This is a genomic window from Phytohabitans kaempferiae (assembly GCF_042433955.1).
GTDB lineage: Bacteria > Actinomycetota > Actinomycetes > Mycobacteriales > Micromonosporaceae > Phytohabitans > Phytohabitans kaempferiae.
In genome coordinates this window covers 1-21,746 of record NZ_JBHLUH010000007.1, presented here as the reverse complement: position 1 = coordinate 21,746, position 21,746 = coordinate 1, and the positions used below count along the sequence as shown (strand labels likewise).

General features: G+C 72.9%; 21 protein-coding genes and 1 pseudogene. 16 read left to right on the top strand and 6 right to left on the bottom strand.

All coding sequences use genetic code 11. The features are described 5' to 3' along the window. Window positions 1-405: 405 nt before the first annotated feature. From ACFFIA_RS05805 to ACFFIA_RS05795, 3 genes are all read left to right on the top strand, one after another. The gene (locus tag ACFFIA_RS05805; RefSeq protein ID WP_377246551.1) at window positions 406-741 is read left to right on the top strand and encodes a WXG100 family type VII secretion target; all 336 of its coding nucleotides are present in this window, start codon (window positions 406-408) and stop codon (window positions 739-741) included. Window positions 742-777: 36 nt separating this feature from the next. Continuing rightward, window positions 778-1,089: a WXG100 family type VII secretion target gene (locus tag ACFFIA_RS05800; protein WP_377246548.1), complete on the top strand. Its 312-nt coding sequence runs from the start codon at window positions 778-780 to the stop codon at window positions 1,087-1,089. Window positions 1,090-1,153: 64 nt separating this feature from the next. Next, window positions 1,154-3,907, top strand: a complete 2,754-nt coding sequence (locus tag ACFFIA_RS05795; protein ID WP_377246545.1) for a discoidin domain-containing protein — start codon at window positions 1,154-1,156, stop codon at window positions 3,905-3,907. Between the two features lie 151 nt (window positions 3,908-4,058). Here ACFFIA_RS05795 and ACFFIA_RS05790 read toward each other — a convergent pair whose 3' ends face one another. Continuing rightward, window positions 4,059-4,676 (bottom strand): LuxR C-terminal-related transcriptional regulator, encoded by a 618-nt coding sequence (locus ACFFIA_RS05790; protein WP_377246542.1) that lies wholly within the window; start codon window positions 4,674-4,676, stop codon window positions 4,059-4,061. A gap of 160 nt (window positions 4,677-4,836) precedes the next feature. On the opposite strand from ACFFIA_RS05790, the gene ACFFIA_RS05785 reads away from it, so the two are divergent. The 4 genes from ACFFIA_RS05785 to ACFFIA_RS05770 all read left to right on the top strand — a co-directional run bounded on the left by ACFFIA_RS05785 (window position 4,837) and on the right by ACFFIA_RS05770 (window position 12,170). Continuing rightward, window positions 4,837-7,887, top strand: a complete 3,051-nt coding sequence (locus tag ACFFIA_RS05785; protein WP_377246539.1) for a hypothetical protein — start codon at window positions 4,837-4,839, stop codon at window positions 7,885-7,887. A 92-nt stretch (window positions 7,888-7,979) separates the two neighbouring features. Next, complete coding sequence (locus ACFFIA_RS05780; RefSeq protein WP_377246536.1) at window positions 7,980-8,534, top strand: sigma-70 family RNA polymerase sigma factor; 555 nt, start codon at window positions 7,980-7,982, stop codon at window positions 8,532-8,534. A 128-nt stretch (window positions 8,535-8,662) separates the two neighbouring features. Next, window positions 8,663-9,421: a S8 family serine peptidase gene (locus tag ACFFIA_RS05775; RefSeq protein WP_377246533.1), complete on the top strand. Its 759-nt coding sequence runs from the start codon at window positions 8,663-8,665 to the stop codon at window positions 9,419-9,421. A 7-nt stretch (window positions 9,422-9,428) separates the two neighbouring features. Then, complete coding sequence (locus tag ACFFIA_RS05770) at window positions 9,429-12,170, top strand: right-handed parallel beta-helix repeat-containing protein (RefSeq protein WP_377246530.1); 2,742 nt, start codon at window positions 9,429-9,431, stop codon at window positions 12,168-12,170. 47 nt (window positions 12,171-12,217) lie between these two features. Here the strand turns inward: ACFFIA_RS05770 and ACFFIA_RS05765 are convergent, their stop codons facing one another. Further along, on the bottom strand, window positions 12,218-12,892 hold the full coding sequence (locus ACFFIA_RS05765) for a hypothetical protein (protein WP_377246527.1): 675 nt from the start codon (window positions 12,890-12,892) through the stop codon (window positions 12,218-12,220). A gap of 64 nt (window positions 12,893-12,956) precedes the next feature. Then, the gene (locus ACFFIA_RS05760) at window positions 12,957-13,700 is read right to left on the bottom strand and encodes a carbohydrate-binding protein (protein ID WP_377246524.1); all 744 of its coding nucleotides are present in this window, start codon (window positions 13,698-13,700) and stop codon (window positions 12,957-12,959) included. A 207-nt stretch (window positions 13,701-13,907) separates the two neighbouring features. Here ACFFIA_RS05760 and ACFFIA_RS05755 point away from each other — a divergent pair, with 207 nt between their 5' ends. From ACFFIA_RS05755 to ACFFIA_RS05740, 4 genes are all read left to right on the top strand, one after another. Beyond that, window positions 13,908-15,224, top strand: a complete 1,317-nt coding sequence (locus ACFFIA_RS05755) for a hypothetical protein (protein ID WP_377246521.1) — start codon at window positions 13,908-13,910, stop codon at window positions 15,222-15,224. 162 nt (window positions 15,225-15,386) lie between these two features. Next, window positions 15,387-15,722 carry a discoidin domain-containing protein gene (locus ACFFIA_RS05750; protein ID WP_377246518.1) on the top strand — a complete coding sequence of 112 codons (336 nt, stop codon included), beginning with the start codon at window positions 15,387-15,389 and terminating at the stop codon, window positions 15,720-15,722. 79 nt (window positions 15,723-15,801) lie between these two features. Next, window positions 15,802-17,076 carry a hypothetical protein gene (locus ACFFIA_RS05745; protein WP_377246515.1) on the top strand — a complete coding sequence of 425 codons (1,275 nt, stop codon included), beginning with the start codon at window positions 15,802-15,804 and terminating at the stop codon, window positions 17,074-17,076. Between the two features lie 14 nt (window positions 17,077-17,090). Next, window positions 17,091-17,327 (top strand): sigma-70 family RNA polymerase sigma factor, encoded by a 237-nt coding sequence (locus ACFFIA_RS05740; RefSeq protein WP_377246512.1) that lies wholly within the window; start codon window positions 17,091-17,093, stop codon window positions 17,325-17,327. Here ACFFIA_RS05740 and ACFFIA_RS05735 read toward each other — a convergent pair. The 3 genes from ACFFIA_RS05735 to ACFFIA_RS05725 form a co-directional block, all read right to left on the bottom strand. Next, a complete protein-coding gene (locus ACFFIA_RS05735; RefSeq protein ID WP_377246509.1) occupies window positions 17,322-17,822 on the bottom strand; it encodes a hypothetical protein in 501 nt (166 codons plus the stop codon). The genes ACFFIA_RS05740 and ACFFIA_RS05735 overlap by 6 nt on opposite strands. Before the next feature lie 136 nt (window positions 17,823-17,958). Further along, the gene (locus ACFFIA_RS05730) at window positions 17,959-18,618 is read right to left on the bottom strand and encodes a response regulator (protein WP_377246506.1); all 660 of its coding nucleotides are present in this window, start codon (window positions 18,616-18,618) and stop codon (window positions 17,959-17,961) included. Continuing rightward, a complete protein-coding gene (locus tag ACFFIA_RS05725) occupies window positions 18,615-18,809 on the bottom strand; it encodes a hypothetical protein (RefSeq protein ID WP_377246502.1) in 195 nt (64 codons plus the stop codon). The genes ACFFIA_RS05730 and ACFFIA_RS05725 overlap by 4 nt, the downstream gene beginning before the upstream one ends. A 301-nt stretch (window positions 18,810-19,110) precedes the next feature. Here ACFFIA_RS05725 and ACFFIA_RS05720 point away from each other — a divergent pair, with 301 nt between their 5' ends. From ACFFIA_RS05720 to ACFFIA_RS05700, 5 genes and pseudogenes are all read left to right on the top strand, one after another. Beyond that, entirely contained in the window at window positions 19,111-19,641 is a 531-nt protein-coding gene (locus ACFFIA_RS05720; protein ID WP_377246499.1) for a discoidin domain-containing protein, read from the top strand. Window positions 19,642-19,781: 140 nt separating this feature from the next. Then, a pseudogene (locus tag ACFFIA_RS05715) lies at window positions 19,782-20,126 on the top strand (DUF1996 domain-containing protein); the annotation flags it as partial. An 80-nt stretch (window positions 20,127-20,206) separates the two neighbouring features. Continuing rightward, the gene (locus ACFFIA_RS05710; RefSeq protein WP_377247048.1) at window positions 20,207-20,479 is read left to right on the top strand and encodes a hypothetical protein; all 273 of its coding nucleotides are present in this window, start codon (window positions 20,207-20,209) and stop codon (window positions 20,477-20,479) included. Then, a complete protein-coding gene (locus ACFFIA_RS05705; protein ID WP_377246497.1) occupies window positions 20,476-20,730 on the top strand; it encodes a discoidin domain-containing protein in 255 nt (84 codons plus the stop codon). Before ACFFIA_RS05710 ends, ACFFIA_RS05705 begins: the two co-directional genes overlap by 4 nt. An 801-nt stretch (window positions 20,731-21,531) precedes the next feature. Next, window positions 21,532-21,746: hypothetical protein (locus ACFFIA_RS05700; RefSeq protein ID WP_377246494.1), on the top strand; the 215-nt coding region annotated here is incomplete at its 3' end.

The following is a 21,746-nucleotide window of genomic DNA, read 5'->3' as shown; positions in this document are numbered from 1 at the left end:
ACCAAAGGCGGGTTCTCGATCATCCGAGAACCCGCCTTTGACCTGTTGCTTTGTGGTGACTACTGGCCTCTTACGCGAACCACCCAGACCAGATCGGACAGCTTCTGGACGTCCTGCGGCGCACCGCTGGGTTGTGTTCGCTCCGGACCGTCAGAGCCGGGACACCTCGGCCGCCCGACTTGGTATGACTCGAGCGCCTGTGGTTACGACATCTCCGCCGCACCGTGACATGGCCCACCAGACCGGCGGTAGTCCCTCTTCTGTCCTCGCCGGGCGTCCTCGCCGGCCGGTGCGACCGGTGTCCTGAACTGGTGACTGGGCCGGTCCCGCGTTGACCGGGCAAGCTGGGACGGGACCGCCGTCCGGACGGCCGGGAGGCCGATCGGCATCGAACGGGAGCAGTCGATGAAGCTAGTTGATATCACGCCGCAGATGCTGCTGGAGGCTTCGCAGTCCTGCGCCGACACTGCGGCGCAGTTGGAGGCGCGACTCGCGGTGCTGCGCCGGGACGTGGACGACCTGGCGACGTTCTGGTTGGGGCCGGGTTCTCGGGCATACAAGGAGACCATGGAAGAGTACGACCACTGTGGCCAGATGCTCAACGACGCCCTGACGGGGATTTCCGAGGGGTTGACGCGCAACGCCGGGAACTATGCCGGGGCCGACGAATCAACGGTGCAGGGCATGCCCGACTTCACGGGGCTACCGCCGATCCGCCTCGGCCCCGAGCCCGGCGCCTGACCGACATCGGTAGCGCGTCCGACGAGAGGAGATTCCGTGTCAGACAGCATGGGTAGCCGAATCAGGGTTCCGCCGGAGTTGGAATTCGCCGGGGCCAGGCTCAAGAGCACGGCTGACGAGTTGACCGACATGCTAGCCGCGCTGCTCGCCAGGCTGGTGCCACTCGATGAGAGCTGGCAGGGCGATGCGAAAGACGAGTACCAGGGATTTCAAGCCCAGTGGAATGCCGGGGCACGCGGACTGTTCGGCACCGACGGGGCTCTGGGTGATATAGCGAACGCCGCCAACATCGCCTGGAACAACTACTCCGACGCCGAGTGGGCGAACGTCCGCAACTGGCGGCGCTGACGCCCGCCGCGGGCGAAAAGCGGGGTCGGTGAACACGGCGGCCTTCCGGCCCGTCGTAGCGGGCATGAGCCGTGAGCAGCGAGGGCGTACCCCCGACGAGCAGCCGCCGGTGAACGGCGCCCCGCCGGAGCAGGCCAAGCCCGGTGGGGAGACGTCTCCGGGCTGGCTCACGGACACTGGCCGGTTCCGTCGGCTCGGGTCGGCGCTGAACTGGGTCGGCGACCGGGTCGCCGTTGTCGGGGCCGACCCCGCCGGGGTGGTCGCCGCTGCGGCGGCCGGCCTGGCGGCGGAGCCTGGTGTCGTGACGGTCATCGGGCCGCTCGACACCGCCGAAGACTGGTCGTTCCTAGAGACGGTGCTACCCATCGCGGTGCCGCCGGGCAGCCACGCCCGCGTGGCCGTGGCCGGGGCCGCCGACCGGGGCCTGGCCGGTCGGCTGGCCCGGGAGTTGACCGCCACTCTCGAGGTTCCCCGTGCCGAGGTGCTGCTGGTGCCCGGCGGTTCGCTGTTCGCGGTGGACGGTTGGCTGCGGCACACCTCGGACGGGGTGGTCACCTCGGCCGGCCATCGGATCCCGCGGCCGCCGTGGGAAAGCGACATCGACGGGTTGTGCGCCACCATGGGGCCTGGTGAGCTGGTGCTCCTTCCCGTACCAGCCGGTATGTGGCTGTTTCGGCGACTGCCCGGCACGCCGATGCCGGAATACGACGATTCCGCCTACTGCGTCCCGATGGACGCCGCTCGGCCGGTACTGCTGATCGGCCGGCCCGGCCAGCCGGAGCCGGCGGCGGAGGCCATCATCGAAGTCCTGGGCCGCCTTCCGTCGAAGCTGCGCCGGCACCTGGCGCTGGCCCCCTACGGATCGGCGGCCACGACGGCCGCGGCGGCGGCGAGCCTCGCCCGCGAGTCGGGTGGCCCGGTCCAGGTCCACACCGGCCTGCCGGCCCTCACCCTCGACGGCCAGCCGACCAGCCTGGCGATCGACCACTCGGCCGCCGCCTGGGAACCGGTGGCGACCGCCCTCAGCTTCCCACCCGACGGCCCGGCCCGGCCCATCGGGCCGGTGCGCGGCCTTGACGGGTATCCGAACCTCGGTGAGCACGTGTTCCGGCTCGGGGAGCGATGGGTCGCCGAGGTGACGCAGTCTGGCCTGTGGGTGCGACCGCCCGAGCAGGAGCACGGCGCCCGACTGGTGCGGTCGCATTCGTGGACGTCCGGCAAGGTGCGGATCTTCGTCGGGCTGCCCGGCAAGCCGCCTCGGTACCACGTGCTGCCGGTACTCGGGGCGCTGCTCGGCCGAATGCCCGCCGAGACCCGCCGACGGGTGGAGTTGTCGCCGGCCCGGTTCGCCGTCGCGGCCGGGGACGATGTCGCCCCGACTCCGGACCCCGACAAGGTTGAACCGGCGGTGCTGGCGGTCCAGCAGGCGGTGGTACTGCGTGAGCCACGGCCCGCGGCGGATGGTGTGTCTGGTGATGAGTCGACCGGGCCGGTGCGCCCGCTGGTGGATCGGTCCGGCGCGACAGGCCGGATTCCGGCCGTGCCGGGTGGCGCTGCGGTATCGAGGTACGAGGTACAGCCGGCCGCAGCGGGCGACGCGCTGCCCGATCCCGTGCCGGCCGGCGACACCTCGGCCAGGCTTGTCGATGTGGAGTCGACGGTGGACTCGACCGCTGCGGCAGAAAGGCTGTCGGAGCGGCCGGACGATGCCGAGCGGCCGGACTCCTCCGAGCGAACGGCGAACCTGACCGGGACGGCAGACGTGACCGGGACGGCGGACGACGAGACCGTACCGCTGGCGGACTTGCCCGTGCGGCGAGTGACCGGGTGGCCCGGCCCGGTCGAGTCCGACCGGGCCGGCGAGCGGACGGCGGAGTACCCCGTGCTCGCCCTCTGGCCGCGGAAGCGGCACGACGCCGTGTCTGTACCGTCCCGCCGGCCGGGCACGCCGGGTGACGGCGACCCGCAGTGGCAGCCGTCGGTCGCCGCGTCGGCCGGCTCGTCACGCCAGGAGGGTGGGCGCCGGAGGCGGGTGCCCCGGCTGTCGGCCCAGATCCTGGCGGCGGTCGGAGTGCTGACGGTTGCGGTCGCCACCGGGCACGTGCTAAGTCCGACCGCTCAGCCGTTCGACGTCGACGCGGATCGGATTCAGGCTTCACCACCGTCGGTCCAGGCTGCCATTCCCCCCAGCCCACCAGCCGTGGACATCTCCGGTCCGGTCGCTACGGGCACCCCCACTGAAGCCGCTTCCGCACCGGGCAGTTTCCTTCCGCAACCGGGTGGCCCCACGGGTGCCCCGCCCGACTCGGCCGCGTCGACGCGGGGCGCGACGGCGGGAGGAGCTGAGCCCAAGCCCAAGGCTCCGGCTCAGGCTTCTCCGTCGCCGAGGCCGGTGGCGTCGTCGGCGATGCCAGGCCGGGTGAACAGCTCTGGCCGGAATCTGGCGCGCAGCGGCACGGCCAGCGCGTCGAGCTTCGAGACGGTATTCGTACCCGCCAGTGCGATCGACGGGGATCAGGAGTCGAGGTGGGGCAGCGAATTCGCCCCGAACTCGCAGTGGCTCGCGGTCGACCTCGGCGAACTCTGGCAGGTGACGCAGGTCCGGCTGCTATGGGAGCGGGCGTACGCGACCGCGTACCGGGTGGAGGTTTCCACAGACGGGAGGACGTGGCGGACGGTCTACCAGACCAACAGCGGCGCGGGTGGATCCGTCGAGATCGCGATCACCCGGACCCCCGCCCGGTACGTGCGCATGGTTGGTACCGCCAAGGCGATGACCGGGTACGGGTACTCGATCCACGAGTTCGAGGTGCGGTGAGGCGGCGAGATCGGCCGCCAGCTTGAACCGTGGACCTGATCGATCGGTTAGCTGGCGTTGTTGGTGAGGTTCTGGGTGTTCTTCTCCTCGACGTCGACGTACAGGCTGTGCGTGTGCCGCATGCGCCGGATCGCGTCGTTGAGCACCTCGGTCACCTGCTCGCCATCCGGGTCAGCTCCGCCTTGTTATTCACGTTGAGCTTGGCCCGAATGCGCTTGGCGTACGTGTTCACGGTCGCCTGCGACAAGCCCATCCGGCTGGCTATCTGCGCGTGAGTGAGAACGAGCGCGATCCAGCGCAGGGTCTCCACCTCGCGCGGCGCCAGGCCGTTCTCGTCGGCGTCCGTCGGCCGGGACAGGTCCGCCGCGAACCGGTCGGCCAGCTCCGCGCCGACGTGCAGCCCGCCGGCCGCGACCACCCGCAACGCCAGGCGTACGGCGGGCTGCTCGGCGTACCGGGTGATCACGCCTCGGGCCCCGGCGCGCATGGCGGAGAGCAGACCCGGCGGTTGTTCCCAGGTGGCACAGACCAGCGGTGCCCCATGGGTGGCCAGCTTTCCGATCAGCTCCAGCACCGCCGCGCTGGGCAGGGCGGGCAGGTCGATGAAAATCACCCGGTAGTCGGCTGGTCCGGCCTGCTCCAGCTCACCGACCGAGCCGACCGAGAGAACGAAGTCGAGTCCCGGCTCGTCCTGTACCAGCCGCTCCATCCCGACCCGTGACAACGGCTGGTCGCACACGATCGCGACGGTACCCAGATCCTGCTTCATGGCCGTTCTCTTCTCTGGCCCCCGTGTCTTCAGACGGACGCGAGCCGCGTGGTGTTCAGCGGTCCGGCGGCGGCGATGATCGGCTACCGCGTTGAGAAAACCAGGTACCGCCGTCCGTTGAGAAGGTGTGCAAGGGGCCATCGAGGAACGGACGGGCGTCATGAACGGCAGGCTGCCGCCACCGGCGAGCACGGCGAGTCAGGGGCGCCCGGATCACCGGCGCATCGACGGGCTGTTCGACATCTGGCTGCGGACCGGGGCGGATGGCCGGCCGGTGGCCGTACGGGGCACCGGCGCCCCGCTCGACGCCGGGCAGCTCGCCGCGTTGGTCCGGCGCGGCGGCGGGGCCGGCGACGACGTACGCATCATGATGGACGGCGCCGAGGAGCACGTGCGGATCTTCGCCGAGCTGGCCGGGATCCTCGGCCGGGACGTGCACATCAGCCCGGTCGGCAGCCGACTGCGCTACGACGGCGACGCGGCCCTGGAGCCCACCCTGGTGGACGCGCGCACCGATCGGCCGGTGGAATGGCTCGTCGTCCAGCCCCCGGCGATGGCTACCGACCTGCCCGGCTGGTACGAGACGACGAACGGCGTGCTCCGCCCCCGCTCCGGTGTCGTCACCGCACCCCTGCCCGGTGGGCTGACGCTGGCCACCCGGGCCGACTTCGTGGCCCGCCGGGCCGCCGCGGTGGACCTTGCCGCCGGCCATCCCGAGCTGACCACGATCGGTGTGTCGGTCCGCGGCGGCGGGTTCGTGGTCGGCGACTACACCGGCTCGTACGAGGTCACCGGTGGGCGCCAGCTCGCCGCGGCACTCGCCACGGTGCCGCTCTACGGCGGCGAGGTCCGGATGTGGCTGCACTGGCCATCCGACCCGGAGGAACGGGAGCGACTGCACGGGAATCTGGCCGCGTTCGCCGAGAACACCGGTGCGATCGTCTGGGCACCGGAACGCACCGCCGCTGTCGAGATCCTGGACAGCTGCCAGGACCTGAGCGCGGTGGACCGCGCCGGTGGCCCGGCGGCGTGGCGCACCTACCTGCCCCCGATGGCCGGAACGCCGCGCTTCGAGTCGGACCAGGATGGCCGGCTGTCACCGGCCGGGCGGATGGTCGTCTCCACCTACCCAGGCGCACCGCTGGTCAGCGTCGCTCCCGCGCGTCAGCGGGCGATGAGTTCGCGCTACAGCGGCCTGCGGGCGCAGCACGGGCTGTTCCGGATAGACCTGACCATACTTCCCGACGGTCGATGGGCGGTGCAGTACGCCGACTCCGGGCCGCACGCGCTGGGGCCGCGCGTGCTGCAACGGATGCTCCGGACGGCCGGCTGGCAGGGTGAGGATCTGTTGCTTCTGGCCAGCTATCCGGCGCGCGCCGAGGCCGGGGTCCGCCGCTACGGCAGCCGGCTGGTCGAAGGGCTCCGTGCCGAGGTGTGGGTGCTGCCACCGGAGGCCGGGTTCGACAGTTCGGACGGAGTGGCCCGGGCGGTCGACGACCGTGGTCGGCCGGTCGCCTGGCAGCGGCTGGATCCGGACGATTCGCAGTGGCGCTGGCAGAGCGACGACGGGGTGCTGGTGGCGGCAGACCCCGGCGGCCGTCCAGCCGTCACCGGCGAGCCGACCCCTGCGCCGACGGCGGCAATTCGGCAACCGGCGCCCCAGCGGCCCGCGCCCCGGCAACCGTTGTCCGGGCGGTCGCCCGCCGCCGATCTGACGGCCGCAGCCAGACCGTCCGTGGCTGAGGCTGCCGGATCGTCCGCGGCTGAGCAGGCCGCCGCCTCCGTACCGGCGTCGCCCGTGGCGTGGCGGCGGCGAGCGGGTGAGCCGCCCCAGTCGGTGCGGTCGGGTCCACAGTCGCCAGGCGCCGCGCGCTCGCGCCCGCATCCGCCGCCAGCCGGGCGGACGCCGACGGTGGTCTCCGGTCCGGTCTCCCCGGTCCCAGTGCACTCGGCACTCCCCCCGCCAGCCCCGCCGGCCGGGCCATCCACGGCTCGGCCGTCGCGGACCCAATCGTCGCCGGGCGCGTCGGCCCCGCCCTTGCAGCAGTCCACGGCCTCGTCGGCAGCGGCTCAGCCGGTCCCGGATCGGGGAGGCGGCTGGCTGTCCGGCCGATCCGAGCCGACCCGCGTCGTCCGGCCGATCGCGGAGCCCCAACCGGTTGTCGGGCCGATCGCGGAGCCCCGACCGGTCGTCGGGCCGAGGCCGCTCGGGGCGCCGGGAACCGCTGCCCGGCCCGCGGCTGCCCGTCCCGAGATCGGCGCGCGTCCCTTGGCGCCGGCCGGTGTCGACCTTCCGGTCAGCGACGCTCCGCGACTCGGCACTGTCCGGCGTCCCGTGCGGCACGGCATCTACTGGCTCGCCGAGCGGCCGACGGTGAACGCCGAACCGGTCGAGCTCTACGTGGTCGGCGGCTGTTCACCGGCCGACGCCGCCAACACCGGCGTACCCACCCCGCACCTGTTCCTGGTCGGCACGCTCCGACCGCCTGTGCCCGCCGCGCTCCGCGAGGGTGAGCATCTGCTTCGGGTACGGATCCTCGCGGGCGGCGCGGTGGACATCTCCTCGATCACCGTCCACGAACCACCGGCGCTGCACGACATGCTGCTCGACCGGGACGAGTCGTACCTGCTCCCGGGAGGTCTGCTGGGGCGTACCCGGCTCGTCGCCGGTTACGGTGTCGACGCGTCCGGCGAGTACGCGGTCCGGGCCACCTTCCCGACCGGCCCGCCGCTGGCACTGCGGTGCGTCGGGGCAGCGCACGGCATCGACGGGCTGCCGGCCGACCTGCCCCGGTGGCCGTACGACGCCGACGCGACCGCCTACGCGCTGCTGCGCGATCCCCGGGCCACCGCCCCGAAGCGGGCCATGGTGCTGCTGCGCGGCCGGCCGCGAGCCCGTCGGGGCCGACTGCTGGTGCAGTTGCGGGTGCGGTGGCGGTGCGCCATCGACGTACGCGCGACCGCGGCACAGATCGCCGACCTGCCCCAGGTCCGCTCGACCGCCGGCCCGATGTCGGCGGCGGGGGCGGGACTTCTGCTGCCGCGTGACGCCCACGAACAGGTCGAGGTCGTGCGAGTGCTCGCGGCCGGGCGGCTCGGCTGGCGGACGGTGAGCGAGCCGGCGGTACCGCTGGCCGAGTTTCTCGCCGGCCGTGCCGATGGCCCGGGGCACGACGAGGCGCCGGCCGGGACCAGACCTGGGCCCAACTGAGTCCTTTGGCTCACGCTGCCCGCCTGCTCGGTCACTAGCGTCCCGTCTTGATCGGTGCGGGCGAAACGTCGGGGCCAGGGAGGACGACAGCGATGGATGCCAGCGTTGGTGTGCGGGACCGGGTCGAGGCCGACGTCGACCTCGACCACCGGATGCGGCGAATCTTCGCGGCGAACGCCCAACCGCTGTACTACTTCCTCCTCCGGCTGACCAGGGGACAGCACCAACTCGCCGAGGACCTGTTGCAGGAGACCATGCTGCGGGCCTGGTCCCGGCTGGCGGAACTGCCCGCCGACGAGGCCACGGTCCGCCGGTGGTTGTTCATCGTCGCCCGAAACCTCTCGATCGATGTGGCTCGCGCCCGGGCCGTCCGGCCGGCCGAGGTCTATGGGGTGGACGTGAGCTGGGCCCATGCACCCGACGACGCGTTCGACGTACTGCTCGACCGGTTCGCCCTGGCCGACGTGCTGCGCAAGCTCACCCCCGAGCACCGGGCGGTGCTGGTCGAGCTGTACTACGGCGACGTGTCCGTGGCCGAGGCGGCATCCCGGATCGGCGTCCCGGAGGGCACCGTACGGTCGCGTTCGTTCTACGCCCTGCGGGCCGCGCGGAGCGTCATCGGCGACTCCGGCGAACTGGCCGCGTGACCGGAAACTTCCGACGCGGTGGCTGAACATCGCGGCGACCGGGACCGTCGTGGAGTCGTGAGCCGGTACCGAAACGGACACGACGAGGGGGCGAGGGAGATGATGGTCAGCCGACCCCGTGGCCACGGGTGGGGCGGTACGTGGTGGTGGTGCTCGGCGTGCTGCTGGCCGCGCTGCCCGTCCTGCCCTCCCACGCCCACGCCCACGCCGCACCGTACGTCAAGTACTACACGGTGGAGTCCGCCTACGCGGGCAAGGCGGAGAGCCTGCGCGACATCGCCGAGCGCTTCCTCGGCAACCGTGACCGGGCGGAAGAGATCTTCAACCTCAACGTGGGCCGGGAACAGCCCGGCGGCGGCGCCCTCACCGACCCGGCCACGCTACGCGCCGGCTGGCGGCTGGTCCTGCCGTGGGACGCGGTCGGCGCCGGCGCGGGCCAGTTCGTCGGCAGCGGCACCCAGTACGCGGTGGCCTACGTGGCGGGCCAGGTTGCCCTGGTCCGGTCGGCGTTTCCGAACCTGTCCGCCAGCCAGGTGGCCGACCGAATCCGGACCACCGCCAACAAGACCACCGACACCGCCGACCCGGCCACCTACGGCAGCGGCGTCATCGACCCGTTCACCTCGGTGAACGCGGTATTGGACAACGAGGCGCCGGCCGCCGCGTCGAGTGGCCCGCCCGCCAGCGGTGATGGAACGTCGTCGACCAGCGGCGGCCGGCTGGCGATCCTCGTCCTCATCGGGTTGGTGTTGCTGGTCGTGACGGTGCTGGCGGTGTTCCGGCTCCGCACCGTGCTGCGCTCCGATCCCGCGCCGGACCCCGACCCGGAGTTCGACCTGCCCGCCAACCGCCCGCCCGACGCCTCCGATCCGCAGCGGATGAGGTGAGCACCGAGTGACGTCGCACCGCGCGGCCGCCGCCCCGGCCAGCGTGCCGCCGGGCCGGGTCGAACGGGTTTCCACCCGACCGTGGAGCCGACACCGCACCATCGGCTCGGCGATCCAGGCGGCCCGGGACGGCGGTGTGGTCTCGGTGGTGGCCGGGGTGTACCGCGAATCGTTGACCGTCGACAAGACGGTCACCCTGGTGGCGGAGGACGACGGCGGTACCGTCGAACTGGTCGCTGCGCACGGGCCGGCGCTCGCGGTCCGGGCCGGGGCGGCCACGGTCCGCGGGTTCGTCCTGAGCGGCTTCGACACCGTGGTCGTCGCCGCCACCGGTCGGCTCGCCCTGGAGTCGACCACGGTCACCGGTGGCACGGTGCAGGTCGGCGGCGACGCGTCGGCGGTGCTGCGCAACTGCGCCATCCTGCGTACCGGAGCCGCTCCCGGGCTGGCGGTCGACGGTGAGGCCGTGGTGGAGGGCAGCTCCGTCGAGGTGAGGGAGACCGGCGGAGCCGCGGTCGAGGCCGGCGGCAGCGCCCGGGTCACGCTCGTCGACAGCCGGATGGGCAGCGGCGGCGGGGGCGCGGTGGTGACCGAGAACGCCTCGCTGACGCTCACCCGGTGCGAGATCGGCCCGACCGGCGGGGCGGGCGTCGAGGTAGCCAGCGGTGGGCAGGCGCGGCTGACCGACTGCCAACTGCACGACCTGGCGGGAGACGGAGTCCGGGTCGGCGGCAGCGCGGCGTTCGGCCCGGATTGGTGGCCACCGCTGCGGCCCGAACACGACGGGGCCACCTCAGCGGGCGAGCCCGGCGAGGCCGGCGGCGTGCTCGTCCGACGCTGCACGATCAGTCGCGCGGCCTCCGCCGGGGTTCTCCTCGCCGGCGACGGCCAGCTACACCTCGACGGGTCGACCGTGGACGCGGCCGGGGGGCCGGGGGTGCTGGCCGGCGGCGACAGCCGGCTGGCCATCGCCGGCAGCCGGATCAACCACACCGGCCAGACCGCGCTCGCCGTCCGCGACCGTGCCGAGGTCCGCTGCGCCGACGGCGTCCTCGCCGACTCGGCCGCCAACGGGCTCTACGCCGCTGACGAGGGCCGCGTCCTGTTGCGGGGTTGCGAGCTACGTCGCTCGGAGTACAGCGCGGTGCACATCACCGGCACGGCGAGCGTCGCGCTGGTCGAATGCACCATCGCCGATACCCCGGAGTTCGGGGTGCGCGCCTCCGACCGTGCCCTGCTGCGGATGCGGGGCAGCGGCATCACCGGTGCCGGCCTCGGCGGGGTGCAGATCGACGGCGGCGCCGACGCCGACCTGCATACCCTGACCGTCGCCGACTGCCAGGCCGGGGTCCGCGTGGACACCCCGCATCGGCCGCTGCTGACCGACTGCGAGATCCGCGACGTCGAGCAGACCGGCATCGAGGTCGCCCCGCACGCCGCTCTGCTGGCACGGCACTGCCGGATCGCCTCCTGTGGCGCCGCCGGTGTGTTGGTCGACGCGTACGCCACTCCGACTTTCGAAGAGTGCGAGATCACCGACATCGGCGGCAGCGGGCTGGTGCTCTGGGAGGGCGCCGCGCCGGTGATCCGTGGCCTGACGGTGCGGGAGTGCCGCAAGAACGGCGTGTACGTCGGCGACGGCGCGCACGGCAGCCTGACCGACTGCGACATCTCCCGGACCGACTACCCGGCGGTGCAGGTCGGGGGCGACGCCGATCCGGTGTTGCTGCGCTGCCACGTCCACGATGCCGCGGCTGATGTCGACCAGTCCGGCCGGGGCCGGGCGACGCTCGACGAGTGCTGGAGCACCGACGTCGCCAACGCGACGCTGCCGACCGACCCGGTCGCCGCCCGGTCCGCACCCGCCGGCCCCGGGCCGCGCCGGCCCACAGCCGCCGTCCGATCCGGCGCCGGCGCCCGGGCGCCGGACCTGGCCGAGCTGCTCGGCCAGCTCGACGACCTGGTCGGGATGGCCCGGGTCAAGCGGGACGTCGGCACGATGGTCAAGCTGGTGCAGACCGTCAAACGGCGCCGGGAAGCCGGCCTCGCGCCCCCGCCGATGTCCCGTCACCTGGTCTTCGCCGGCAACCCTGGCACCGGCAAGACCACGGTGGCGAGGCTCTACGGGCAGCTGCTCGCCGCGCTGGGCATGCTCGAACGCGGACACCTGGTCGAGGTGGACCGGGGCACGCTGGTCGGCGAGTACGTCGGACACACCGCGCCGAAGACCCAGGCGGCCTTCCGCCGAGCCCTGGGCGGAGTGCTGTTCATCGACGAGGCGTACGCGCTGGTGCCCGCCGCTGGCGGCACCGACTTCGGCCAGGAGGCGATCTCGACCCTGGTGAAGCTGATGGAGGACCATCGGGACGAGGTGGTAGTGATCGTCGCCGGTTATCCGGACGAGATGCGTCAGTTCGTCGCGGCCAACCCCGGCCTCTCCTCCCGCTTCTCCCACACGCTGACCTTCGAGGACTACTCGGCCGGCGAACTGGTCGAGATCGTGGAGAAGCAGGCGAGCCGGCACCAGTACCAGCTTGCGGAGGGCGCTCGGGCCGCGCTGCTGACGTACTTCGGCGACATCTACCGGGGCGAGGGTTTCGGCAACGGCCGGTTCGCCCGCAAGGTCTTCCAGATGATGACCGAGCGGCACGCCGCCCGGGTCGCGGAGCTGGACACGCCCAGCACCACCGAGCTGAGCAGCCTGGAGGCCCACGACCTGCACGTCGACGACCTGGAGGTGGTCGGATGAGGCGGAGCCGGTCGAGGGAGGGCCGATGAGCGGTGAGCGGAGCCGCATCACGGTGGTCGGCAGCCGCCGGCGGGGTGGTCGACGGGCAGGTGCTGTACCTGCGGGACGTTGCCCAGGAGCCGAGCGACGCCCCGCTGGTGGAGGAGATCGAGGAACTCGTCGCCGACGAGACCCACCGGCACCGCCAGCGACGGCTCCGGGGCGGGGCGATCGTGCTCAGCCTGGGACTGCTCTGGACGACGGTCGCCGCGATCAGCGCCGGGTTCCGCTTCGACGGCGGCGCCGGGACCGTGACGGGCCTCACCCTGGCCGGGATGGCGCTGCTCGCCGGAGCGTGGAGCCTCACCCAGCACCGGGAGGTGGTGCGGATCGCCGTCGCCGGAGCCGGGGTGGGGCTGAGCCTGCTGCGCCCGTCGGCGCCCGAGCCGCCCCGCACCGGGCCGGTCACCCACCCGTCGGGCCGTCGGCGCAGCCGGGCCGAGGTGGTCCGGGGTGATCACCAGCCTGCTCATGGTGCCGCTGGCGCTGGGGGTGCTCGGAGCCTTCCGGCACCTGGTCGAGGTGGGCAGGGGCATTTTCTGACGGAACGGCGACGAGGCGAGGTATCCCGTGCCCGGCTTGAACGTGTGCAAGGATATCAAGGTCGTTCCTGGCCTGGGCGTGGCGACCGGTGCGAAGACCGAGACAGAAGATCCGGTCGCATTGGCGACGTCGATCGCCACACCGCGACCGGACGAGCCGGTGAGGAGGCCGGACCGCGCCGTCCCGCGGGCCGGCCGAAACCGGTCAACCGATGGTCACCTTGTCGACGTCGGGGGCCGGGGAGGTGTCGTTGTAGAGCGTTATGGCAACGCGTCCGGCCGGGATCGCCGCGGTGAACCGGAAGGTGCGGGGAAGCTCCCAACTGGTGCCACTGACAGGAAAGGTCCGGGGTGACCCGTTGTTGATGGCTACCTTCATCTCTCGCGAGCCGTCGGACTCATAGGTGACAGTGACGGTCCGGGTGCCGGCGACGGGCACGTCCAGGTAGACCACGACCCTGCCGAGGAAGCGTACGCGGCCACCGCCGTCACAGCTGGCGCAGGCGGTGACGGCCGCGCCACCGTCGAGGACGTTGGCCGGGTGCTCGGCCTGGACGCTGACCGGGGTGAACGGTGCCGGCGTGCGAGAGCTCGGCGACGCCGCCGGCACCGGAGCCCTTCCCGGTCCGGCCGGGCGGCTCGACGGTTTCGGCCGTGCCGCCGCTGAAGGCGACACCGCCACCGGCGGGCTGCCTGCGGCGGTGCCGGGCGCACCGGTCGGTGTGGCGACCGGCGTGACCGTGCCTTCCGGCGACACCGGCCGGACGTACGGCGTCGTCGGCGCCGGCCCGCCCTCCGCCACCGGCGTCCGCTCGCTGGTGGCGGCCGCGCCGTACCGCACGGCGCCGACCAGCACGACCACACCGAGGGACGCCAGGGCCGCGCTGGCGGCCAACCGCCACGGCCCGGGCCGGCCCCGACCGGGTTGTTCGACGTTCGCCAGGGGCATGGCCAGACAGTAGCCACGGCCGCCGCCGTGATCATGAGTCGAAAGACCCAGCCAGGGCCCAGCGGCGGTACGGCACACAGGATCGCGGGGGCCAGTTGAGTTCACGGCGCGGCACCGGGCGCCGGTACGGAGGTGGCGAGCTGGTCTCCTGCGCGCCGCTGCGGTGGGGCAGGTGAACGCATCACCGCCCGGGCACGTCGTGGTGGCATGACTGGTGGAGATCGAGGCCGGGCCGGCAACGACCGCGTCCCGGCGGGCGGTTCCGGTGACACGCCCGAGGAGGCCGCGCAGTCGGGCGGAGCGACGACCCCGGGGTGGCTCACCGACAGCGGCCGGTTTCGCCGGATTGGCTCCGCCCTGAACTGGGTGGCGGACCGGGTGGTCGTCGTCGGTGCCGATCCCGCCGGGGCGGTCGCCGCCATGGCCGCCGGCATCCGGTCGGAGCAGGACGTCGTCACCGTCATCGCTCCGCTCGACGCCTTCGACGACTGGTCGGTCGTGGCGACGGTCCTGCCGATCGCGGTACCGCCCGGCAGCCGGGCCCGCGTCGCGGTGCCCGGTACGGCCGGAGGTCTGGCCGGCCGGCTCGCCCGGGAGCTGACCGCCACCCTCGACGCGCCCCGCACGGAGCTGCTGCTGGTGCCCGGCGGCTCGCTGTTCGCGGTGGACGGCTGGCTGCGTCACACCCCGGACGGTGTAACCGCCCCGGCCGGACTCCGGATCCCCCGGCCCCCTTGGGAGGAGGACGTCGACGCGTGCTGTGCCGCCGCCGCCACGGCACCCGGCGAGCTGGTCCTGCTCCCCGTACCGGCGGGCATGTGGCTGTTCCGGCACCCGGCCGGCACGCCAATGCCGGAGCTGGACGACATCGCCTACGGCGTACCGGTGGATCCGGCCCGACCGCTCCTGCTGGTCGGCCGGCCCGGCCAGCCGGAACCGGGCGAGGAGGTGCTCAGTGCCGTGCTGGACGGGCTTCCGCCCCGGCTGCGCCGGCACCTGGTCCTGGCACCGTACGGATCGGCCACTGTGACGGCCCGCGTCGCGGCGAAACTGGCCCGCGAGGTGGATCACCCGGTAGCGGTGCGCACCCGCCCGCCCATCGCGGCCGAGGGCAACACCCCAGCGGATCCCGTCGAAGGTACGACCGGCGTGCCTGTGCCGGCGATCCAGCGGGTGCTGGTACTGCGCGAACCGCCGACCAGGGCCGGTGATGCCGACTCGCGGTCCGCGCTGCCAGACGGTCCCGCGCCGCCTGCCGCCGGAATGGGTGGATCCGGGTCCGTGGCGTTCGAGCCCGGCGGCTCCGCCCCAGACGGTCCCGCGTCCCCGGTTGCTCCGGGGACGGGTGCGGAGGCGGTTCACCTGGTGCGGTTGCCGGTTGGTCCGAGGTCGTCGAGCGGTGCGGGGGCGCCGGACGCGACCGCATGGCTGGGAGAGACGACCGTGCCGTTGCCGGTCGGTCCGCCGCCGGTCCGTCCATCCCCGTTCCGGGTACTGGCACGACACTCGGTGCGGTGGTCCTAACCGAAGACAGACGGCGTGAAACAGCCGGCGTCCCACACCCACCCCGTCCAGGGAGGCGGCGAAACCGGCGCCGTCGTCCGTCATGCCCGGCCGGGTCAACAGCTCCGGGCGGAACCTTGCGGTCACCGGCACCGCCAGCGCCTCCAGCGTCGAATCCGCGGGATGGCTCGGCGCCGAGCGTGCCAACGACGAGGATCGGGCACCTGGTGGGCCAGCGCCTTCGCCCCGGACCCGCAGTGGCTCGCGATCGACCTCGGCGAGATCTGGCAGGTGACCCAGGTCAGGCTGCTGTGGGAACGGGCGTACGCGACGGCGTACCGCGTCGAACTCTCCACCGACCGGCAGACGTGGAAAGCCGTCTACCGGACCAGCAGCGGCTCCGGCGGCGCTGTCGACATCACGTTCATCCGGACACCGGCCCGGTACGTGCGGATGGTCGGCACCGGACGTGGCATGCCGGGGTACGGGTACTCGATCCACGAGTTCGAGGTGCGTTGACAGGCCCGCGTGCCCGTCTCGGGGCGGTCCGGGTCAAGCCGATAACGCGGCCGCCCGGGCGGCCGGAAGGAGGAGGACGATGGTGCCGAGTCTGCGTCGCATCGGGGCGACCGGGCTGATGGTTCTCGCTATGGCCGGGCCGACCGCGGCGGCCCACGCCGCGCCGTCCCCATCCACGCCGTTTCAGTCCATACCGTCCCTGTCCACGCTGGGGCAGTCCGCGCCGGCGGATCGGCACATGGCGCCGCCGAACCGGCCGGAGGCACCTGTGGTCCAGGCGATCGGGGTCGGCGTGGCGGTCCTGCTCTTCGGTGCCGCGATCGCGGTGTTGCGCGGCCGCCGGAGCGACGTCACGGACTGGCCACCGTCCGGCACTCTGTCGGGCCTGTCACCGTCCGACCGGGACGGCATCCTGGTACTCGCCGATTCCCGGATCGCGCGCCAGGATGCCGAGCCGGCGCCACCCGATGCCACCCGTCCCCGGTCCGGGCCGCCGGTCCGACCGGACGATCCACGCCGGTCGCCACCGGCGCCTCACCGGCCGCCGCTGCCCTCGCGGACGCCGGCGGCACCACGGATCGGATTTGGCACCGCCCCGGCGCCGGCGAGAGGCACCGGGTGGCGGGCCCAGCCGTCGCTGGCCGGCCGCTTCCAGCCGCTGGGGCGGCAGCAGCGACCAGCCGCGCCCGACCGACCAGGCACAGTGGCACCGACAGACTCCGACCTACCGGGCGCCATGGCGCCGGCGCATGTCCCGGCACCGGCAACCGCGCCGGACGAACCGTGCCGTCCGGAGCAGCCGGAGCCCGCCGGCCAGCAGGAGCTGACCGCCGACGTGTGGGCCGAGGGCCTGTCGGTGACGGTGTCCCTGAACGGGGTCCGGGGCAGGGGGAGCGAGCCGCCCTTCGCGTGGCGCCGCGCCGGGCAGGCGCTGCCGGACGCCGCCCTGCCGCTGCTCGTCGGCGAGCGAGACGGCCGGCGCCTCTTCGTCGACCTCGCCCGATGCCCGGACGTGCTGACCGTCGTGGAGCGCGCGACCGACGGGCAGCCGTACGCCCACCGCCTGGTCCGGCAGGTGCTGGCCGCCGGCAACGAGGTGACCGTGGTCGGCGACATCCTCGGCGGGACGCTCCCTGCCGGCTGCACCCGGGCCGGGGCGCTCTCCGAGGTGGAACCGTCGCGCACGCCTGGCGTCGTGCTGTGCGCCCGGCTCGACCCCGGCGACGGTCAGGTGGTGCACCAGCTGCGTCTGGCCGGGGCACAGGTACCGGTGATTCTCGGCGGCGTGACACCGTCGCGTTGGTGCGTCCGGGTGGGGACGCCGGCCGGGGAAGTCGATGCCGGGCCTGCCTGAGCGGGGCCGCGCGGATGCCGTCAACGGACGACGCGTTCGAGGAGCTGGTGGACTGGTCCGCGCTGGTTGACGCGCTGTGCCGGCTCAGCCCCGAGCACCGCGCCGTGCTGGTCGAGCTCTACTACGGCGGTGCCTCGGTCGCCGAGGCGGCCACCCGGATCGGGATCACGGAGGACGGACGGTCGCGCTCCTTCTACGCCGTGCGTGCCGCGCGGGGCATCCTCGTCAGCGTCGACGAGCTGGTGTCATGACCGGTGGTACGCCGCTCCGGGTCGTCCGTTCCGGCCCGCCGCCCGCGTACGCAACTCCCAGCTCGCGGCCGCCACCGCCACCGGCGAGAGCCAGCCCAGTCCGGCGCCGACCGCGCGGACGGCGGCGAGCAGGTCGGGCGCCTCGAAGTGCCCGTACACCAGGCAGCCGCGTACCGGCGCGCAGAGCATCGACGCGATCGCCCGGCGGTCGGTGGCCCCGGTCAGGAGGATAACCCGCGAGCGTCGGGCCAGGGCGCGGACCAGATCTCGGTTTCCCGGCGCGGTGACCTGGTCGTCCAGCAGGGTCACGGCGGGACGTAGCCGGTGTGCCAGGCTCACCGCCTCGCCGCCGTCACCGGTGAGGGCGACGACGCGGATCCGCTCGCCGGATTCGAGCACCGCGCGGATGGCGGCCCGCTCGGACGCCTCGGGGTGTGCGACCAGCGTGGTGATCGTCACGCTCCGGCCGTGCGTGCCTTCGCTGGCGTCGCTCATCGGCTGACCGCCGATCCGTCTCTCATAGCTACCCCATCCGGGCGACGCTGGGCGGAAGGACGCCACCGCCAGTACGACGACGGCGCGGGCCGACGCGTTCAGCCGGTGGCGCACGGATGGGGACCCACTGGGCGGCCTATTGCCGTCCGGTCCACCGGACCACCGCCTCGGTGCGGTTTCTGGCGTGCAGCTTGGCGAAGATGTGTGCGAGATGGTTTTTGACCGTCTTCTCGGTCAGCAGCAGCCGGCGGGCTATCGCCGCGTTCGAATGCCCGGCGCAGAGCAACGTCATCACGTCCTCCTCACGCCGGGTCAGACCGAACCCCTCGCGCATCGCGCGCGCGTTCTCCGCCCGGTCCGCGCCCTCCCGCTCGCGGGCGGCCTGCTCGCGCAGCACCGAGATGGTGACCGAGGCGCTGCGCGGCGAGAGCCAGCCCTGGCCGGCGGCCACGGCCCGGACCGCGCGCAGCAGCTCCGCCGGCTCGAACTCGCCGTGCACCAGATAGCCGCGGGCACCTCCGCGCAGCATCCCGGCGATCAGCTCGTCGGCGGCGTCACTGGTCAGGACGAGGACGCGGGAGTGCTCCGCGAGCTGGCTGACCACGCTGAGCCCATCGGCGATCGGCATTCGGTGGTCCAGCAGGGTCACGTCCGGACGCAGCCGCTGCGCCGTGGTCACCGCGGTTCGTCCGTCGGTGGCCTCACCGACCACCGTCACGTCCTCAGCGCCGGCGAGGTAGCCGCGCAGGGCCATCCGTACGATGGGGTTGTCGTCGACGATCATGACGTCGATCACCGCTTCACCAGCCCGGGGCGGGCCGTCGCGGCGTCCGTGGCGGTGGAGCGGGGGACCTGGGCCACCACCGAGGTAGCCGCACCGCTGCGGGAGTCGAGTCGCACTGTGCCACCGAGCGCGCGGGCGCGTTCGGTTATCCCGATGTTGCCGAAGCGCCCCGCTGCGGAGAGCGCGGTCAGTTCGCCGGGCACGGTGAAGCCCGCATTGGCGTGGCCGCGGGGGGAGCGGCTCCGTCCGGGGTTCCGCCCGGCTGGCCGTCGTCCGGGTTCAGCGGTGGTGGGACCGGGATCGCGGAAAGCGCGATCACGCCGGCCAGTGCCCTGATCTCCACCCAGTGCCACGGGCTGGTCGAGCGCCCTGGCTCCGGCGGCCCGCCGAGGATGCTTGGGATCGGATCGGCGGCGCTGGAGACCGCTTCGTTGGGCACCGTTCGACTCCCCACGGACTGAGCCATGAATCCCCGGGCGTGACGCGCCCACCGTACACAGGGGAATGGGCGCGGACAACGCCGGTCCGGCGCGATCCGGCAAGGATCCGCAGTGGATCCAGGTCGACCTGGGCAGCACGGCAAGCGTCGAGCAGGTGGTACTGGGCTGGCAGACCGCCTACGCCACCGCGTTCGAGATCCAGGTTTCGGTGGACGAGACCAGCTGGACCACGCTGTACCGCACCACGGCGGGCACTGGCGGCACCCAGCGACTCGACCTGTCCGGCCAGGGCCGGTACGTGCGGATGTATGGAACGAAGCGAGCCACCGGCTACGGCTACTCCCTCTGGGAGTTCCAGTCCCTCTGGGAGTTCCAGGTGTACGGGACTTCGGGCGCGGCCGGCAGACCCACCGCCACCGCCACCGGCACGCCGTCCGCTCCGTTCGCCCCGACCTCGTCCGCGCCCGCCCCGGGCGGCGGGAGCCCCGGTTCGGCACACCCGCCGGGGCACGGCTCCGGGAGCAGTGGCTACGTGATGGCCGAGCCGCCGGTGACCGGGGTGGTGCCCTCGACGGCGCGCCCGCCGGACCGGTAGCATCGCGAGTTCCAAGCCAACTGCGCCCCGTCCCGCCGTAGGTCGGACGACCCGATCGTCTTTCCCGGGCAGCCGGGTGCCTCGCACGAGCATACGTTCCTGGGCACACCACGACGAACGCGGCGAGCACCACCGAGTCGTTGCTGGCCGGCGGGACGCCGTGCCGGGTACCAGGTGACAGGTCCGGCTACTGGCTGCCGACCGTCTTTGACGGCGACCGCGCCGTCGTACCGGATGGTCCCCAGGTCGTCTACTACAAGAGCGGGGTCCGGGACTACACCAGCGTGCGACCGTTCCCAGTGGGACTGCGATTCCTGGTCGGCAGCCCGGCGACGACCGCGGCCCAGTTCGCGTCGGCACCCAGCTACCAGAAGGGCTGGGAGTGCGGCGACAGCTACGACAACGTCGACTTCCCGGCCAACTGCCCGTCCGGCACCCAGCTGAACACCCGGATGCAGGCGCCGAGCTGCTGGGACGGGCTGCACCCGGACACGCCCGACCACAAGGGCCACCTTCGGTACCCGATCGACGGCGTCTGCCCGACGCCCATCCGGTCGCGGTGCCGATGGTCGAGTTCAAGATGGCGTTCCCGGTCAGCGGCGACATGTCCGGGGTACGGCTCTCCAGCGGGCGCGGCTACTCGTTCCACTACGACTTCTACAACGCGTGGGACACCGCGCCCCTGGCCGCCTTGGTGCGGCACTGCATCAACGCCGGCCGGCAGTGCGACGCCGGCCGCCGGCGCGGCGCTGGACGAGTACTACTGGGTCCCCGGCAGCCGCCAGGTCCTGGACCGGACCGGCTGGACCGCGACCACGTCCGATACCGGCGGCGGTGACTGACGTGCCGGCGAGGATGCTCGACGGTGACGCGGGCACCCGATGGACCACCGGCACGCCGATGGTCGCCGGCCAGTCGATCACCGTCGACATGCGGGCGGTCCGCTCGGTCGGCGGGTTCTCGCTGCTCTCCACCGGATCGGACCACGCCCGCGGGTACCGGGTGTACCTCTCAACCGACGGTGTTAGCTGGGGCACACCGGTCGCCGTCGGGGTCGGCGCACCGAACGCAGACCACGGCGACGTTTGAGCCGCGCCGTGCCCGCTACATCAGAGTGGTCCAGACCGGTACGGCCAGCAGTTGGTGGTCGGTGGCGGAGTTTGCTGTCTTCGCCGGCGAGCGAACCGGCACCACCGCCTGGTCCGTACCAGCGAGAGGGGATGGGCGGCTTCTGGCGGCGCCTGGTCGCGCACTACTGCGACCTCGGGCCGCCAGCTGCGCGCCACGCACCGGGTCGCCCGGGTGACCGGCACCGCGGGGTGCGTACCAGATGCACACCCAGCGAGGGTCCGTCACCGCGCGTCAGGTGGTCAGCGCGCGGCCGGCGGCGACCACGGCGGCGCTCAGCCCGGTGCTGGCTCGGCGGCTCGCGCCCTACCTGGAGCGGGACGCCGGCGCGCTCGGCGGTGCCGTGGTGTGCCACGGCGTGCCCGAGTCCGAAGTGGACGGGCGGGAGCTGACCCCACCATCGGATCTTGGAGGACTACCGGTCGCCGCTGGGCGACAGCAAACAACATGCTCGTCTCGGTCTCCACGCCTGGCGACCGGGAGAGTGCTTCCGCCCGGCAGCTTCGCGGAGCTGGTGGCGACGCTGCGCGAGCTGTACGAGGAGGACGCCGAGGCCGGCCACATCGCGGCCGTGCAGGAGATGGTGGCCGGGGCGAAGGCTTCCGGGCCCGCATCACCCAGTCCGCCGGCGTGCCGTGCTCCGGCCACCGTGCGTACCCGACCTTCCCCCATACCGTCCACAGGGGACCGCGCGAACAACAGACGAGACGACGTCGTACACCACTTTTCGCCGTCGATCGACCGACCACTAGGCTTGCCCGCATGTCGGACCTAGAGCATGGCACGGGCCGGAAGTTGGTGTGGGCCTCCAGCGAGGTGACGGCTCGGATCGAACAGCAGGTCCGGCCGCAGGTCAGTTTGCCGAAGACGCTTGCGCTGGCAGCGACGTACGCATTTGTCTTCACCTGGGTGCCGACCGTCATCGTGTTCGGGGCCACGACCATACTGGCGCCGTCGGTGACCAACGAGGCCAGCGT